The following is a 15,665-nucleotide window of genomic DNA, read 5'->3' on the forward strand; positions in this document are numbered from 1 at the left end:
TTCCCACGTGTTACTCACCCGTTCGCCACTGATCCACCCCGAAGGGCTTCACCGTTCGACTTGCATGTGTTAAGCACGCCGCCAGCGTTCGTCCTGAGCCAGGATCAAACTCTCCGTGAATGTCTGCTCGTAATCGAGCGGCCACCCGCGTTGAGCGGCACGGCAACCACCGGAATAGGGCGGCCCCGCGCACTGCGTCCTCGCTAGTGTTTTGTTACTAAAGGAATCTCCAACCGATCCGAACGGACCGGCCGGGGATGTCAACATATCTGGCGTTGACTTTTGGCACGCTGTTGAGTTCTCAAGGAACGGACGCTTCCTTCGGACCGCCTTCCAGCGGGCCCTCCGGGCGCTTCGTTCTTTCGTGATTCCCAGCCTATCAGATGTTTTCCGCCCCGTTTTCCGGAGTTTCACTCACCCGACCTGGCCGGTCTTCGTTTTCCAGCTTATCAGATGCATTCCGCTCTGTTTTCCAGAGATTCATTCATCGGATTTGCTGCGGCCGCTCCTCGCGGTGCGACTCCGGAACTGTACGGGGCCTGCCGCCCCACAAGCAAATCGTCCCCGCCGGCCGGGCCGGCGGGGACGACGGGCTGGTGGCTCAGCGGACCTCGGTGATCTCCGGGCCGCGGGCGAAGGGGTCGAGCGGCGCCTGGCCGAACCGGCTGCCGCCCTCCTCCCCGCCGGTGCCCGGGCCGCCGTCGGCGACCATCTGGGCGTCCTCGGGGAGCTTGAGCACGATCGGGTCGCGCGGTGCCATCGGGGTCTCGCCGCGGACGACGACCGTCTGCTGGAAGACCTGCTCCAGGATGCCGCCCATCTCGGGCTGCACCGCCGCCTGGCCGGAGATCACACCGCGCAGGAACCAGCGCGGCCCGTCGCAGCCGACGAACCTGACCAGCTGGGACCCCTGGGTGCCGTCCGGCAGCTGTACGGGGACCTGGGCGCGCAGGTGCCAGCCCAGCGTGCCCTCCTCCTCCTCGATCAGCCCGCCCTGGGAGGTGATGCCGTTGGCGATCTCCTCGCGGACCTCGTGCCAGATGCCCTCCGACTTGGGGGCGGCGAAGGCCTGCAGCTGGATCGCGCTGTTACCGAGGACGAGGGTCGCGGCGACGATGGAGTCGCCGGCCACCTCCACCCGCAGCTCCATGCCTTCGACGCCGGGGACCAGCAGGCCTCCCAGGTCGACCCGGCCCTCCTCGGGGCTCTCCAGTTCGGAGACGTCCCAGGGGCCGTCCGGACGGGGCGCCGGCGGCAGACCGACCCGGTCGGCCGGGTCCAGCTCGGCGTCGTTCTCGCTCTCGGCGGAGTCCTCGACGTCATCGGCCGTCTCGTCGGCGCTGGTGGCGTCCTCGGCGAGCTGCTCGACAGCGTCCTCGCTCTTGTGGCGACGACGGAACACGGTCACTGTCCTTCCCGGCCCGGACGGATCCAGGTCCGAAGCGAATACCTGCTCGGCTACTGCGAGACCGCGGGCATGCTAGACCGCGGCGTGGCCACCGGTCGATCCGAACCCGCCCGCTGCGCGTGCCGAACCCGGCAGCTCCGCGACCTCGTGGAACCGCGCTTTCTCGACCTGCTGGATGACCAGCTGGGCGATGCGGTCCCCTCGACGGAAGCTGACCGCCTCGCGCGGGTCCAGATTGACGACGATCACCTTGATCTCACCACGGTACCCGGCATCGACCGTCCCTGGGGCGTTCACCAGTGCAACACCGCAACGAGCTGCGAGCCCCGAACGCGGGTGCACGAACGCCGCGTAACCATCCGGTAGCGCAATGGCGATACCGGTGGGCAGCACGGCGCGCTCGCCGGGGGCGAGCTCGGCGTCGACGGTGGTGCGCAGGTCGGCACCGGCGTCGCCGGGGTGCTCGTAGGCGGGCAGCGGGAGGTCCGGGTCGATCCGGTTGATCAGGATGTCCACCGGCGGACGCGGGGTGGTGCTCACGGGTTCACCTCGAAGGCTCGGCTGCGCTTCAGCAGATCGGGGTCGTCCAGGGCCTTCTTGATGTCCTCGGGACGACCGTGCGTGGTGAAGTGTTCCAGCTTCACCTGGATGAAGAGCGCCTGGGCGCGGACGGCGACCGGTCCGTCGGGGCCGCCGATCCGCCCCTCCGCCGCACTGTAGATCTTTCGTCCGTGCACGCCGGTCACCCGGGCGTGGATGTGCAGCACCGAGTCGACCGGCACCGGACGGATGAAGTCCGTCTCCAGCCGGCCGGTCACGGCGGGGGTGTGCAGGAGCCAGCTGAGCGTGCCGAGGGTCTCGTCCATGGCCGTCATCAGGACGCCGCCGTGCGCCAGGCCGGGGCCGCCCTGGTGGCCGGGGCGGACGGTGAACTCCGCGGTGACCGTGAGCCCTTCACCGGCCACGGCGACCAGCTGCAGGCCCTGCGGGTGCTGCGGTCCGCAGCCGAAGCAGTGGTCGTAGTGCGAGCCGAGCGGCTCGCCGGGCGCCGGCGCCTCCGGGGCGCGTTCGGGCATCACGGCGTCGGCCGGCGGGGTGGTCGGGGTGAGGAACGCCGGTGGCTGCACGGGCGTTCCGGCCGGCTGCGGCACGGGCGGGGAGGCGATGGGTCCGGTCACGGACGCGACCTTACCGGCTGGTAGGAAGCGGTGGGGAGGGAGTGTTACACCAGTTGTGTCACAGTCGCCCGGGCCGTCCCGCGGGGGTGGCGTCCGACCCCGCGCGGCCCGGCCCACACAATGGGTGCATGTACGACGAACGCCTCACCGTCCCGCGCTCCTGGTGGCTGCTCCCGGTCGCGGCCGGGCTCTCGCTCGGGCTGATCATGCTCAGGTTCAGCGCGGTGGGTGCGCTGGCCGCCCTGCTGGTCGGCATCGTCGCGATGGCGGCGGCGCTCAGCAGCTACGGCTCCGCCCGGATCCGGGTGGTCCAGGGCTCCCTGGTGGCCGGGCAGGCCAGGATCCCGCTGTCCGCCCTCGGTGCGGCCGAGCCGCTGGACCGGGCCGAGGCGCTGGCCTGGCGCTCGGTCAAGGCGGATCCGCGCGCGTACATGCTGCTGCGCAGCTACGTGCCGACGGCGCTGCGGGTCGAGGTGTCCGACCCGGCCGACCCGACCCCGTACGTCTATCTGTCGACCCGCTCCCCGCAGCGGCTGGCCGAGGCGATCGACGCGGCCCGGGCCGGGGCCGCCGCCGGCTGACCCGCGTCGCGGCCCGGCCGGGCCGGGACCACCGGGGCCGGGCGGAGGGGTCCGGACACAGAGGAGGGACGGCTCCGCATCGCTGCGGGACCGTCCCGTTCTCCGGTGGTGCGCCGGTCGTGGCAGGACGTGCCTACCGGGTGCCGTCGCTCGGGACGACGGCTGGTGCTGCCTCCGGGCCCGTGCGGGACCGGTCGGGGCGGCGTACCGGGCCTGCCGGGGAAGGCCTGCCCGGGCCATGGCCGCGCGGTGCTCAGGCGCCGCAGTCCCGGCAGATCGGCTGGCCGTTCTTCTCGCTGTACAGCTGGCTGCGGTGGTGCACAAGGAAGCAGCTCATGCAGGTGAACTCGTCGGCCTGGCGCGGAAGCACCCGGACCGAGAGCTCCTCGTTCGAGAGGTCGGCGCCCGGAAGCTCCAGCCCCTCGGCCGCGTCGAACTCGTCGATGTCGACCGTGCTGGTCGCCTTCTCGTTCCGCCGTGCCTTGAGCTCCTCGATGCTGTCCTCGTTGAGGTCGTCATCGGTCTTGCGCGGGGTGTCGTAGTCCGTTGCCATGTTCGCTCTCCCCCTTTGGGTGTGTGCGGTGCGGTATCTCCAGCGCACGTAACGCTTGGGGGGTCGGTCTTGTGCCCGACCCGAGGCCGAGATTGTGCCTTACTTCAAGCCCTGTTACTCAATCGACACCCAAGACCGGGCCCGTTGGGGTGATCGAACACGTTCCGGACGGCGTCACCGTGCGGCACCGGCCACCCGGTCCGGCCCCGCGCCGGCGGTGACCGCCGGTAGCGGGCAGTACCGGGTTCGGCCCCCAACTGACCCTGGGGCGCGGGTGATTGACGACAGGTCGACAAACGGCCCGCGGCGTCCGGCGGTCACGGTACGCCATGCCCTCACTCGAACGAGTCATCACTCTGCGAGATCACCCGACTGTGCTGCGCGACCGGATGTGAGATGCGACACACCGGGGACTTTTTTGCCGAAATACAGACATTCGGCACCCGCGCGCGGCCGGCGGGTCAGCGCTTGGCGGCGTTGGCGGCGCGGCGGGCCAGCAGGGCCGCCTGGCGCTCGTCGAACTTGGTGGCCTGGGCGTTGAGGCCGTCCAGGAAGAGCCCGAGCTCCTGCTGGGCCTGCGCGCCCTGCGGGCCGAGGCCGGTGACCTCCATGACCTTCAGGTGACGCAGCACGGGCTGCAGCACGTCGTCGTGGTGGATCCGCAGGTTGTAGACGCCGCCGATGGCGATCTGCGCGGCGGAGCGCTCGAAGCCGGGCATGCCGTGGCCGGGCATCCGGAAGTTGATGACGACGTCGGCGATGGCGCGCATGGCCTGGTCGGGGGCGATCTCGAGGGCGGCCCGGAGCAGGTTCCGGTAGAAGACCATGTGCAGGTTCTCGTCGTTGGCGATCTTCGCCAGCAGCTGGTCGCAGAGCGGGTCGCCGGAGTGGTGGCCGGTGTTGCGGTGCGCGATCCGGGTGGCGAGCTCCTGGAAGGCCACGTAGGCGACCGAGTGCAGCATGCTGTGCGAGTTGTCGGACTCGAAGCCCTCGCCCATGTGCGTCATCCGGGCCCGCTCCAGCTCGACCGGGTCGACGGCCCGGGTGGCGAGCAGGTAGTCGCGGATGGCTATGCCGTGGCGGCCCTCCTCGGCCGTCCAGCGGTGCACCCAGGTGCCCCAGGCGCCCTCGCGGCCGAACATGGTGGCGATCTCGTGGTGGTAGCTGGGGAGGTTGTCCTCGGTGAGCAGGTTGACCACCAGGGAGATCCGGGCCAGCGGGGTGACCTTGGACTGGTCGAGCGACCAGGCCTCGCCGCCGAGCACGCCGTCGAAGTCGCGGCCCTGGCCCCACGGCACGTACTCGTGCGGCATCCACTCCTTGGCGACCTTCAGGTGCCGGTTGAGCTCGGTCTCGACGACCTGCTCCAGCTCGAGGATCAGCCGGGCGTCGGTCCAGGCGGAGGAGGCGGTGCGCTGCACGGGTGCGATGGTCACGACGGATTTCTCCCGGGGCGGACGAGGATGGCGGCCGGTCGGGCCACAGGGCCCCGACGCCGGCGGAGCCGGGCGGGCGGCTCTCACCTACGGCTGCGTAGGTTACGACACCGTAAGTTGTCCCGGCGCGAAATGACAAGCCGCCCCTGCCAGGCCTTATGTCAATCCGACATGGCGGGCAGGGGCGGCACGGACGGTCCGCGCACGGACCTCGGGGTGATGCGGCTGGTGACGGCCGTACGGGCGGCACAGGGGCCCTGGGGCGCCGTCCCGGGGCCGCTCGGCGGGGCGGGGACGGTGCGCCCGGGGCGGGGGCGGCGCGGGGTGGTCAGCCCGGGATGCGGGCCTTGATGGTCAGACCGCCGCCGGGGCGGGAGGAGGCCTCGATGGCGCCGCCGTGGGCCCGGACGACCGAGCGGACGATGGACAGGCCGAGGCCCACCCCCTTGTCGCTCCTGGTCCGCTCGGCGCCCTTGACCCGGCGGAACGGTTCGAAGATGTGCTCCAGTTCGTACCCCGGCACCACCGGGCCGGTGTTGCTGACCACCAGCTCGCCGCCGCCGTCCGGGGTGGGCCGGGTGGAGATCTCCACCCAGCCGTCGGGGGTGTTGTAGCGGACCGCGTTCTGCAGCAGGTTGAGGGCGATCCGCTCGAGCAGGACGCCGTTGCCCGAGACGGTGGCCGGGTTCAGGTCGGGCCGCAGCACGACCTCCCGGGAGACCGCCTCGGTGCGGATCTGCTCCAGGGCGCGCTGGGCGACCTCGGCCAGTTCGACCGGGCGGCGGTCGGTGAGTTCGTTGTCGCTGCGGGCGAGCAGCAGCAGGCCCTCGACCAGCTGTTCGCTGCGTTCGTTGGTGGCGAGCAGGGTCTTGCCGAGCTGTTGGAGGTCGGGCGAGGCCGCCGGGTCGGAGAGCTGCACCTCCAGCAGGGTGCGGTTGATCGCCAGTGGGGTGCGTAGTTCGTGCGAGGCGTTGGCGACGAAGCGGCGCTGGGAGTCGAAGGCCCGGTCGAGGCGCTGCAGCATGTCGTCGAAGGTGTCGGCGAGTTCCTTGAGCTCGTCGTCCGGCCCGTCCAGCTGGATCCGCCGGTGCAGGTCGGATCCGGCCACCTCGCGGGCGGTGCGGGTGATCCGGCCGAGCGGGCGCAGCACCCGGCCGGCCATCGCGTAGCCGGCCGCGAAGGCGATCACGGCGAGGCAGACCAGCGCGGTGAGGGCCTTGCGCAGCAGGGTGTTGAGCGCCTGGTCGGCCTCGACCGCCTGGTAGTTGTCGATGTAGCGGTCCAGCGCCGCCTGGTTGGTGATGACGCTGCCCTCGGGCGTGGTGATCTGGACGTTCGCGCCGAGCCTGAGCGGGGGCAGCGAGGCGCCCTGGAAGGCCTGCCGGACGAAGTAGTACATCAGCAGCAGCAGCACCACGCCGGCCATCAGGAACATGCCGCCGTAGAGCAGGGTGAGCCTGATCCGGATGGTCGGCCGCAGCGCCAGCCAGGCGAACAGGCCGTCGCCGGGGCGGTAGGCGGGGGTTTCGCGCCGGTGCTCGGTGGCGGTGTCGGTCTGCGGGGGGCGGGGCGGGATCGGGCCCGGGCCGCCGGTGGGCGAGCCGGGGGCCCCGCCGACGGGGGGCGGGGTGTTCATGGCGGTCCTCTCGGGTGCTGCGGTGGGGCGGGCGGGTGGGCCCGGGGGTCAGATCCGGTAGCCGGAGCCGGGGACGGTGACGATGACCGGCGGGTCGCCGAGCTTGCGGCGCAGGGTCATCACGGTGACCCGGACGACGTTGGTGAACGGGTCGGTGTGCTCGTCCCAGGCCTTCTCCAGCAGTTGCTCGGCCGAGACGACGGCGCCGCCGGCCCGCATCAGGACCTCCAGGACGGCGAACTCCTTGGGGGCGAGTTGGACGGTGCGGCCCTCGCGGAGCACCTCCCGGCGGCCGGGGTCGAGGCTGATGCCGGCGCGTTCCAGTACGGGGGGCAGCGGGACGGTGGCGCGGCGGCCCAGCGCCCTGACCCGGGCGACGAGTTCGCTGAAGGCGAACGGCTTCGGGAGGTAGTCGTCGGCGCCGATCTCCAGGCCCTCCACCCGGTCGCTGATGTCGCCGGAGGCGGTCAGCATGATCACGCGGGTGGCCAGGCCCTGTTCGACCACGCGGCGGCAGACGTCGTCACCGTGGACGAGGGGGAGGTCGCGGTCCAGCACGACCACGTCGTAGTCGTTGACGGCGATACGCTGGAGCGCGGCCTCGCCGTCGTAGACGACGTCGACCGCCATCGCCTCGCGGCGCAGGCCGGTGGCGACGGCTTCGGCGAGGAGTTGCTCGTCCTCGACGACGAGTACCCGCACGGTGGTGGTCCCTTCTGCTGGTGCGGCCCCACCGTGCCTGCCCGTGCGGGCCGTTGTGCGCCGGGCGCGGAGTCGGCGCGACGCGGGCCGCGGACGGCCTCGGGACTCGACCGACGACTCCGACGGTGCTGCCCATCCTGCCTGGTTCCCGGCTAAAGCCGCAGTAAGACCGGGCGGACCGGCCTTGACCGGAGCCGGAGGCGGCCCGGCGGACGGCCCCGGGGGTGCCGATCCGGCGACGGCCGCTCCGATTGGACTGTGACGCGGGCAACTTTCTCGGCCCGGGAGGTTTCCCCGGCCACCGGGCGGGGAGGACAAGCTCACACTGCGATGCCGCCGTAGCGCGGATCGCACCCACCCGCCGCGTGTTCATCCGCACCGGTATGGGGACCGAATGTCACCGGTAGCCGCCGCAGGTCGGCTCCCGCGCCCGACCGGAGAGACGGCCACCGGGCTCGGCGCTCCCAGTGATCTCGTTCCGCAGACCGGGGAGCATGCGGACCGTGCCCGTCCGAAGAAGCAAGGGGGCCCGTATGGACGCCTTTACCGACGGCATCCTGCAGCGCATAAGGAATGCGGAGCAGGATCTCCACCGCGCACTCGAGTCCGGGGACGAGTTCCTGGCCGAGGTCGAGCAGTCCGAGCTGGAGGACCTGCGCAGACTGGCCGCCGAGCACGGGGTCGACGCGGTGCAGGAGATGCACCGCTTCGCCGCCTGACCGGTAGCCGCCACCAGCGGCAGTACCACCACAGCACCGCCTGTCCGCCCCGCACCACCGGGGGCCGATGAAACGCGAGCCCTGGCACCTCCGTAGTGCCAGGGCCCTTCCTTGTCCGCAGTCCGCAGCCGCCTCCCGCCGTCCGCCGACGGGAGGCGGCTGCGTTCAGTCGCGCCAGGCGCCGATCTCGTCGAGCCTGCGCTGCAGTTCCTCGAACAGCCCGGCCGGGGCCGCGACGGTCAGCGTGCCGTCCGGTTCCTGGCCGGGCCGGCCGCCGGCCAGGGCGCCGGCCTCCCGGGCGATCAGCACCCCGGCGGCCCGGTCCCAGGCGGCGAGGCCCCGCTCGAAGTATCCGTCCACCCGGCCGGCGGCGAGGTCGCAGAGGTCGACCGCGGCCGCGCCGCCGCGCCGGATGTCGCGGAACTCCGGCATCAGGGCGAGCAGCACCTCGGCCTGCCGGACCCGGATCGCCTGGACGTAGTTGAAGCCGGTGCTGATCAGGGCCTGGCCCCACGGGGGCGCCGGCCGGCAGGAGACGGCCTGGCCGTCGAGGAACGCGCCGCCCCCGAGCACCGCGTGGAACAGTTCGCCGCGGGCGGGGACGTAGACCACCCCGACCACCGCCCGGCCGTCCAGCTCGGCGGCCACGCTGACGGCCCAGTTGGGCAGGCCGTACAGGTAGTTCACGGTGCCGTCGAGCGGGTCGACGACCCAGCGGACGCCGCTGGTGCCGGCCCGGTCGGCGCCCTCCTCGCCGAGGTAGCCGTCGGCGGGGCGGCGCTCGTCGATCAGCTCCAGGATCAGCTTCTCGGACGCCAGGTCCATCTCCGTCACCACGTCGACCGGGCTGCTCTTGGTGGCGGCGACACCGAGGTCGGCGGGGCGGCCGTCGCGCAGCAGCGCGCCGGCCCGGATCGCGGCCTCCTTGGCCAGCTCCAGCAGTTCGGCGAGCAGGGCGGGGCTGGGTGACACGCGGGTTCCTCCTGGGTGGTGGGCGGGTCGGTGCCGGGCGCGGTCCGAGCGGGTCGGGGACAGGGTCAGAGCTGGGCGGCCGCGGGCCGGGGCGCGCGCGGGTTGGGGCAGCAGGCGACGGCGCACACATCGTGGCTCGCGCCGAGCGTACCGAGGGCGCACCGCTCGACCTGCGCGCCACGTTCGACGGCCGCACGCTCCATCACGAGCTCCCGGACGGCGGCGGTGAAGCGCGGGTCGGCGCCGACGGTGGCGGCCCGGGCGACCGGCAGGCCGAGTTCGGCGGCCTTGGCGGTGGCCTCGGTGTCGAGGTCGTACTTGACCTCCATGTGGTCGGAGACGAAGCCGATCGGCACCATCACCGCCGCCGGTGCGCCGGCCGCGTGCAGGGCCTCCAGGTGGTCGCAGATGTCCGGCTCCAGCCACGGGATGTGCGGGGCGCCGCTGCGGCTCTGGAAGACCAGCTCCCACGGGCGGCCGGCCACCCCGGTGGCCTCGGCGACCGCGTCGGCCACCAGCCGGGCGACCTCCAGGTGCTGGGCCACGTACGCGCCGCCGGGCGTGCCGCGGGCCGGGTCGTCCGGGGCGCCGGAGGTCTCGGCCATGGTGTCCGGGATGGAGTGGGTGGTGAACGCCAGGTGGGCGCCGTCGCGGACGCCGGCCGGCAGTGCGGCGAGCGCGGCCAGGGTGGCGTCGATCATCGGCCGGACGAAGCCGGGGTGGTTGTAGAAGTGCCGCAGCTTGTCGACCCGCAGCTCCGGCAGGCCCTCGGCGCGCAGCGTCGCCAGCGCGTCGGCGAGGTTCTCCCGGTACTGGCGGCAGCCCGAGTAGCCGGCGTAGGCGCTGGTGGCGAGGGTGAGCACCCGGCGGTGGCCGTCGGCGGCCAGCTCGCGCAGGGTGTCGGTGAGGTACGGGGCCCAGTTCCGGTTGCCCCAGTACACCGGCAGGTCGAGGCCGTGGTCGGCGAAGTCCTTGCGCAGCGCGGCGAGCAGCTCGCGGTTCTGCTCGTTGATCGGGCTGACGCCGCCGAACAGGAAGTAGTGCTTGCCGACCTCGGCCAGGCGCTCCTTGGGGATGCCTCGGCCTCGGGTGACGTTCTCCAGGAAGGGCACCACGTCCTCGGGGGCCTCCGGGCCGCCGAAGGACAGGAGCAGCAGCGCGTCGTAGGGCGCGGGGCCGCCGGGCGCGTGGTCGGTGACTGAGGGCGAGTCGGACATGGCACCGATCCTCCCACCAGACACCGCGCGGACGGCGGCGGGCCGCCCCGGGAGTCCTCCGGGGACGGCCGCGGACGAATCCGCTTGCGGATGTTCGTAAGCTGTCTTTACAGAGCGTGCGCCTTACGTACCGTGCACGCCCCATACCGCAACGCCCCATACCGCATCCCCCCAACCGCGGAGCACCAGTGCTGTCCAGCTACCGCCAGATCTTCGCCGCCCCCGGCACGCTGGCCTTCTCCTCGAGCGGCTTCATAGCCCGGCTGCCGATCTCCATGACGGGCATCGGCATCGTCACCATGCTCGCGGTGCTGCGCGGCTCCTTCGGCCTCGCGGGTGCGGTGTCCGCCGTGGTGGCGCTGTCGGCGGCGGTGCTCGGGCCGCAGGTCTCCCGCCTGGTCGACCGGTACGGGCAGCGCCGGGTGACCCTGCCCGCCACCGCGGCCACGCTGGCGGCGGCGGCGGCGCTGCTGCTCTGCGCCCGGTTCGACGCCCCGGCGTGGACGCTGTTCGTGTGCGCGGCCGGGATGGGGGTGATGCCCAGCGCGGGCTCGATGGTGCGGGCCCGCTGGGCGTACCTCTACCGCTCCGAGCCGCCCAAGCTGCACACCGCCTACTCGTTCGAGGCCGTGGTGGACGAGGTCTGCTTCATCGTGGGCCCGATCCTGTCGATCGGGCTGGCGACGGCGGTGTTCCCGGAGGCCGGGCTGCTGCTGGCGGGGGTGTTCCTCGGGGTCGGGGTGCTGCTGTTCACGGCGCAGCGCCGGACCGAGCCGCCGGTGCACCCGGCCGCGCACCACAGCGGCAGTTCGGCGATCACCTCGGCCGGGCTGCAGGTGCTGGTGCTGACCTTCGTGGCGACCGGCGCGATCTTCGGCTCGGTGGAGGTGGTCACCGTGGCCTTCGCCAAGGCGCAGGGGCACACCTCGGTGTCGAGCCTGGTGCTCGCGGTGTACGCGCTCGGGTCCTGTCTGGCCGGGGTGGTGTTCGGCACGCTGAAGCCCAAGGGGTCGATGCCGGTCCGCTTCCTGGCCGGGGTCGCGGTGATGGCGGCCTCGATGGTGCCGCTGGTGCTGGTGGCCTCGACGCTGCGCGGTACGGCCGGGCTGATCGGCATCGGTGCGGCGCTGTTCCTGGCCGGGCTGTCCATCTCGCCGACGCTGATCACGGCGATGGCGCTGGTGGAGCGGCTGGTGCCGGCGGCGCAGCTGACCGAGGGGATGACCTGGACCACCACCGGGCTGGCGCTCGGGGTGGCGCTCGGTTCGTCGGCGGCCGGCTGGGTGGTGGACGCGGCGGGCGCGGCGGCGGGTTACTGGGTGCCGGTGGCGGCGGCCGGTTTCGCCGCGCTGGTGGCGCTGGCGGGCCTGTCGCGGCTGCGCGGGGGGCTGGTGCCGAGCGAGCCGGAACTCGCCGAATCGTCACTGCACGGCTGAGCCCGCCGCGGCCCGGTGGACCGGCGTCCGGCCGGTGAACGGACCATGGACCGTGGGCAGGGGAGTGACTACGCTCACCCTACCCACGGGTAGTCCGTGCGGGTGACGTGAGCAGGAGGCCTTCGCATGCCCGAGAGCACCGCCACCGCAGGCTGGCGCAACTGGGCCGGCAACCAGAGCGCCCGGCCGGGCCGGACGGTCGCCCCGGCCGACGCGCAGGAGCTCGCCGAGGTGGTGCGCCGCGCCGCCGAGGAGGGCCGCACGGTCAAGGCGGTCGGCTCGGGCCACTCGTTCACCTCGATCGCCTCGTCCGACGGCGGCGTGCTGGTCCGGCCGGACCGGCTGACCGCGGTCCGGGCGGTGGACGCCGAGGCGGGCACCGTCACGGTCGGGTCCGGCCTGCCGCTGCACCGGCTCAACCGGCTGCTGGAGACCGCGGGCCTGTCCCTGACCAACATGGGCGACATCGAGGTGCAGACGGTGGCGGGCGCCACCAGCACCGGCACCCACGGCACCGGGCGGGACTCGGGTTCGCTGGCCGCCCAGATCCGGGCGCTGGAGATCGTGCTCGCCGACGGCACCGTCCAGCACTGCTCCCCCACCGAGAACCCGGAGCTCTTCCAGGGCGCCCGGCTCGGTCTCGGCGCGCTCGGCGTGGTCAGCGAGATCACCTTCGGGGTGGAGCCCGCCTTCCTGCTCACCGCCCACGAGCAGCCGATGTCCTTCGACGAGGTGCTGGAGCGCTTCGACGACCTGACGGCCGTCAACGAGCACTTCGAGTTCTACTGGTTCCCGCACACCGACCGCTGCTCGACCAAGCGCAACAACCGCAGCCAGGGGCCGGCCGCCCCGCTGCCGGCCTTCAAGGCCTGGCTGGAGGACGACTTCCTGTCGAACACGGTCTGGGAGGGCGTCTGCCGGGTCGGCCGCCGGCTCCCCGGCACCATCCCGTCCATCGCGGCGCTCGCCAGCCGGGCCTGGTCGGAGCGCAGCTACACCGACACGGCGTACAAGGTGTTCACCAGTCCGCGCCGGGTGCGCTTCATCGAGATGGAGTACGCCGTCCCGCGCGAGGCGGCCGCCACGGTGCTGCGCGAGCTGAAGGCGCTGGTGGAGCGCTCGGACTGGCGGATCAGCTTCCCGGTGGAGGTCCGGGTGGCGCCCGCCGACGACCTGTGGCTGTCGACCGCGAACGGGCGCGACAGCGTCTACATCGCCGTCCACCTCTACCGGGGCAGCGCCGAGCAGGGCTACTTCACCGGGGTCGAGCAGCTGATGACCGCTCACCAGGGGCGCCCGCACTGGGGCAAGCTGCACACCCGCGACGCCGCCTACCTGGCCGGGGTCTACCCGCACTTCGGCGACTTCACGGCGCTGCGCGACAAGGTCGACCCCGGCCGGCTGTTCGGCAACGACTACCTGCGCCGGGTGCTGGGCGCCTGACGCCCCGCCGGGTCCGCGCTCACGGCGCCGGTTCGGCGGCGGGGGCCGAGCCGGCCGGCGTGGCGCCGGAGGGGCCGCCGGACGGTGCGGCCGAGGCGCTGCCGGACGGTGCGGCGGAGTGGCTCGCGGACGGGCTGGCCGAGGGGGAGGGCGCCGCCGAGGGGCTCCCGGACGGGCTGCCGCCGCCTCCCGGGTCGGTCGTCGGGCCGGGCGGGCCGGAGGGCGACGGCCCGGACGGCGGGGCGGCCGGGCCGGAGCCCCCGGTGGACGGTGCCGCGGGCGGCTTGCCGGCCGGTTCGGCCCGGCCCGGGGTGAGCGAGGTGCCGGTCCGGGAGTCCCCGCCGGTCATGCTGCTCACCGGCCGCCCGGCCAGCGCCTCGACCGCCAGGATCGGCACCATCGCCAGGGCGAACACCAGCGCGGAGACGGTCGCGTAGGTCCGCCAGCCGCGGCGCCCCTTCGCCCGGACCAGCCGCGGCTCGCTCCACCCGTCCGACGGCGCGGTCGGGGGCGGCGCGTCCGGGGCGGGCGCCTGGCGCAGCCCGTTGACCACCGGGCCCGGTCCGCGGTCCACCGCGTTGCGCAGCTGCTCGCCGGTGCGCCGGAACAGGTGCTGGAACAGGGCGCCGCCGACGGTCGCCCCGACACTGACCACGGCCGCGCCGATGATGGTGCCGTACACACCGAGTCCGGAGGCGAGGACGGCGCCGGCCACGGTGGCCAGGGCGCTCGCGGTGACCTGGACGACGCTCAGGTCCAGCCGTCGGCGGCCGCCCGCGGCCTCGGGTCCGTCGGTGGTCCGGCGCGGGCCCGGCTGGCTTGGCTGCGGCATCAACATCCCTCGGTCGGCGCGTCAGTTTTCGAACAAGTCCACCCATCTTGCACAGACAAGGACACATGGGGCGAAAATCCGACTCCCGGAAGTCGATATATGTGAAGATGATCACCACTGCGTGACCGAAGGTCTGCCATTGGGGTGCGAGCTCTTGAGATTCCGCTGATTCGCGGGAGACTTGAGCGGCGAGCCGCCCCTGTGGGTGCCACGAATGGAGTACTGTTCGTGGAGCCTGAGCCTTCGGTCAATCAGTCGACCGCTTGCCAAAGGACGATCGGATGGCCCGGGCGCAACGTCGATCGGCGACGTGGCGAACAGGCAACCGTGCCACAGCGGCGCGCCCGGGCGAAAGCCCGACACGCCGGGTAACTCTGCAAGGTTGTGGCCACGCGCCAGCGGGCAGGCCACACTCAGTACGGGAGCAGCGACGCAGGTGACGTCGGCAGGCACCACCCGGGAGGTAACCGTGCCCGAACTGCGCGTCGTGGCCGTCAGCAACGACGGCACACGGCTGGTGCTCAAGGCTGCCGACAGCACGGAGTACACCCTCCCGATCGACGAGCGGCTGCGCGCCGCCGTCCGGGGTGACCGGCCGCGGCTCGGCCAGATCGAGATCGAGGTCGAGAGCCACCTCCGCCCCCGTGACATCCAGGCCCGGATACGAGCCGGTGCCTCCGCCGAGGAGGTCGCCCAGGCCGCCGGTATCTCGGTCGACCGGGTCCGCCGCTTCGAGGGTCCCGTCCTGGCCGAGCGCGCGTTCATGGCCGAGCGGGCCCGCAAGACGGCGATCCGCCGGCACGGCGAGTCCACCGGCCCGCAGCTCGGCGAGGCGGTCGCGGAGCGGCTCGCGCTGCGCGGCGCCGAGAAGGACACCGAGCGGTGGGACTCCTGGCGCCGGGACGACGGCACCTGGGAGGTCATCCTCGCGTACCGCTCGGACGGCGAGGGCCGCAGCGCCAGCTGGACCTACGACCCGCCCCGGCGCCTGGTCCAGCCCAATGACGACGAGGCCCGCGCGCTGATCGGCGAGAACGTCGACCGCGAGGAGGACTCGGTCTTCCCGTTCATCCCGCGGATCGCCCGGCTCCCCCAGGACCGGCCGTCCCGGCCGATGATCGAGCGGCCGTCGGCCGACCGGATCATGTCGTCCCGGGAGGTGCGCGAGGTCCGGGAGGTCAGGGAGGCCCGCGAGAGCCGCGAGGCGGTCGCCGAGTCCAGGGACTCGCTGACCAGCCTGCTGGACGTGGTGCCCGCCTTCCGCGGGGACCTCGCGATCGGCCCGGCCCCCGAGCCGGTGGTGGCCGAGGAGGTCGAGGTCGCCGAGGAGCCGGCCGCGCCCGCGGCGGGCATCGGCGCCGGTTCGGCGTACGCGGACATCCTGATGCCCCGTTCGGTCGCCCCGCACCGGGAGCGGCTGGTCGGGACGACGGACCGGCAGGCCGAGGCGGACGGCGTCCGGCCGGGCCGCCGGGCCACCGTGCCGAGCTGGGACGAGATCGTCTTCGGCAGCCGGCGCAAGAAGCAGGACTGACGCCGCGACAGGGCGGTG

Annotated in this window: 15 protein-coding genes and 1 rRNA gene; 5 read left to right on the forward strand and 11 right to left on the reverse strand. The window is 72.9% G+C overall.

What is annotated here, in order from left to right; all coding sequences use genetic code 11:
* The 4 genes from AC2TEW_RS36705 to AC2TEW_RS36720 all read right to left on the reverse strand — a co-directional run.
* Window positions 1-120 (reverse strand): 16S ribosomal RNA (locus tag AC2TEW_RS36705); the annotation flags it as partial.
* Between the two features lie 481 nt (window positions 121-601).
* Window positions 602-1,402 (reverse strand): DUF3710 domain-containing protein, encoded by an 801-nt coding sequence (locus tag AC2TEW_RS36710; RefSeq protein ID WP_484627587.1) that lies wholly within the window; start codon window positions 1,400-1,402, stop codon window positions 602-604.
* Window positions 1,403-1,480: 78 nt separating this feature from the next.
* A complete protein-coding gene (gene dut / locus AC2TEW_RS36715; RefSeq protein WP_484627588.1) occupies window positions 1,481-1,948 on the reverse strand; it encodes a dUTP diphosphatase in 468 nt (155 codons plus the stop codon).
* On the reverse strand, window positions 1,945-2,484 hold the full coding sequence (locus tag AC2TEW_RS36720; protein ID WP_051811532.1) for a PaaI family thioesterase: 540 nt from the start codon (window positions 2,482-2,484) through the stop codon (window positions 1,945-1,947). The genes dut and AC2TEW_RS36720 overlap by 4 nt, the downstream gene beginning before the upstream one ends.
* Window positions 2,485-2,714: 230 nt before the next feature.
* Between AC2TEW_RS36720 and AC2TEW_RS36725 the strand changes: the two genes are divergently transcribed.
* Window positions 2,715-3,167, forward strand: a complete 453-nt coding sequence (locus tag AC2TEW_RS36725; RefSeq protein WP_484627589.1) for a DUF3093 domain-containing protein — start codon at window positions 2,715-2,717, stop codon at window positions 3,165-3,167.
* 253 nt (window positions 3,168-3,420) lie between these two features.
* Here AC2TEW_RS36725 and AC2TEW_RS36730 read toward each other — a convergent pair whose 3' ends face one another.
* The 4 genes from AC2TEW_RS36730 to AC2TEW_RS36745 form a co-directional block, all read right to left on the reverse strand.
* Window positions 3,421-3,720 carry a DUF4193 domain-containing protein gene (locus AC2TEW_RS36730; protein ID WP_033817777.1) on the reverse strand — a complete coding sequence of 100 codons (300 nt, stop codon included), beginning with the start codon at window positions 3,718-3,720 and terminating at the stop codon, window positions 3,421-3,423.
* Between the two features lie 461 nt (window positions 3,721-4,181).
* A complete protein-coding gene (locus AC2TEW_RS36735) occupies window positions 4,182-5,156 on the reverse strand; it encodes an acyl-ACP desaturase (RefSeq protein ID WP_484627590.1) in 975 nt (324 codons plus the stop codon).
* A 328-nt stretch (window positions 5,157-5,484) separates the two neighbouring features.
* On the reverse strand, window positions 5,485-6,792 hold the full coding sequence (locus AC2TEW_RS36740) for a sensor histidine kinase (protein WP_484627591.1): 1,308 nt from the start codon (window positions 6,790-6,792) through the stop codon (window positions 5,485-5,487).
* Window positions 6,793-6,840: 48 nt separating this feature from the next.
* Window positions 6,841-7,494: a response regulator transcription factor gene (locus tag AC2TEW_RS36745; protein WP_359893011.1), complete on the reverse strand. Its 654-nt coding sequence runs from the start codon at window positions 7,492-7,494 to the stop codon at window positions 6,841-6,843.
* A 533-nt stretch (window positions 7,495-8,027) separates the two neighbouring features.
* On the opposite strand from AC2TEW_RS36745, the gene AC2TEW_RS36750 reads away from it, so the two are divergent.
* A complete protein-coding gene (locus AC2TEW_RS36750; RefSeq protein ID WP_033824465.1) occupies window positions 8,028-8,213 on the forward strand; it encodes a hypothetical protein in 186 nt (61 codons plus the stop codon).
* A 165-nt stretch (window positions 8,214-8,378) separates the two neighbouring features.
* Here the strand turns inward: AC2TEW_RS36750 and AC2TEW_RS36755 are convergent, their stop codons facing one another.
* Window positions 8,379-9,185: an inositol monophosphatase family protein gene (locus AC2TEW_RS36755; RefSeq protein WP_484627592.1), complete on the reverse strand. Its 807-nt coding sequence runs from the start codon at window positions 9,183-9,185 to the stop codon at window positions 8,379-8,381.
* 65 nt (window positions 9,186-9,250) lie between these two features.
* Entirely contained in the window at window positions 9,251-10,402 is a 1,152-nt protein-coding gene (locus AC2TEW_RS36760; protein WP_484627593.1) for a ferrochelatase, read from the reverse strand.
* A gap of 188 nt (window positions 10,403-10,590) precedes the next feature.
* Between AC2TEW_RS36760 and AC2TEW_RS36765 the strand changes: the two genes are divergently transcribed.
* Together AC2TEW_RS36765 and AC2TEW_RS36770 are read left to right on the forward strand one after the other, a co-directional pair.
* Complete coding sequence (locus AC2TEW_RS36765; protein WP_484627594.1) at window positions 10,591-11,838, forward strand: MFS transporter; 1,248 nt, start codon at window positions 10,591-10,593, stop codon at window positions 11,836-11,838.
* Between the two features lie 126 nt (window positions 11,839-11,964).
* Window positions 11,965-13,281, forward strand: coding sequence for a D-arabinono-1,4-lactone oxidase (locus tag AC2TEW_RS36770; RefSeq protein WP_484627595.1), 1,317 nt, complete (start codon window positions 11,965-11,967; stop codon window positions 13,279-13,281).
* A gap of 19 nt (window positions 13,282-13,300) precedes the next feature.
* Here AC2TEW_RS36770 and AC2TEW_RS36775 read toward each other — a convergent pair whose 3' ends face one another.
* On the reverse strand, window positions 13,301-14,113 hold the full coding sequence (locus AC2TEW_RS36775; RefSeq protein WP_484627596.1) for a hypothetical protein: 813 nt from the start codon (window positions 14,111-14,113) through the stop codon (window positions 13,301-13,303).
* Window positions 14,114-14,549: 436 nt separating this feature from the next.
* Here AC2TEW_RS36775 and sepH point away from each other — a divergent pair, with 436 nt between their 5' ends.
* Entirely contained in the window at window positions 14,550-15,647 is a 1,098-nt protein-coding gene (sepH, locus tag AC2TEW_RS36780; RefSeq protein ID WP_484627597.1) for a septation protein SepH, read from the forward strand.
* Window positions 15,648-15,665: the final 18 nt, after the last annotated feature.

This window comes from Kitasatospora sp. NEAU-CNBT7 (assembly GCF_057220535.1).

Excerpts from the sequence above, each read along its gene's own strand:
- AC2TEW_RS36770 (WP_484627595.1), top strand. The coding sequence starts at position 11,965 with ATGCCCGAGAGCACCGCCACCGCAGGCTGGCGCAACTGGGCCGGCAAC.
- AC2TEW_RS36725 (WP_484627589.1), top strand. The coding sequence starts at position 2,715 with ATGTACGACGAACGCCTCACCGTCCCGCGCTCCTGGTGGCTGCTCCCG.
- AC2TEW_RS36750 (WP_033824465.1), top strand. The coding sequence starts at position 8,028 with ATGGACGCCTTTACCGACGGCATCCTGCAGCGCATAAGGAATGCGGAG.
- AC2TEW_RS36730 (WP_033817777.1), bottom strand. The coding sequence starts at position 3,720 with ATGGCAACGGACTACGACACCCCGCGCAAGACCGATGACGACCTCAAC.
- AC2TEW_RS36720 (WP_051811532.1), bottom strand. The coding sequence starts at position 2,484 with ATGCCCGAACGCGCCCCGGAGGCGCCGGCGCCCGGCGAGCCGCTCGGC.
- AC2TEW_RS36760 (WP_484627593.1), bottom strand. The coding sequence starts at position 10,402 with ATGTCCGACTCGCCCTCAGTCACCGACCACGCGCCCGGCGGCCCCGCG.
- AC2TEW_RS36740 (WP_484627591.1), bottom strand. The coding sequence starts at position 6,792 with ATGAACACCCCGCCCCCCGTCGGCGGGGCCCCCGGCTCGCCCACCGGC.
- AC2TEW_RS36775 (WP_484627596.1), bottom strand. The coding sequence starts at position 14,113 with ATGCCGCAGCCAAGCCAGCCGGGCCCGCGCCGGACCACCGACGGACCC.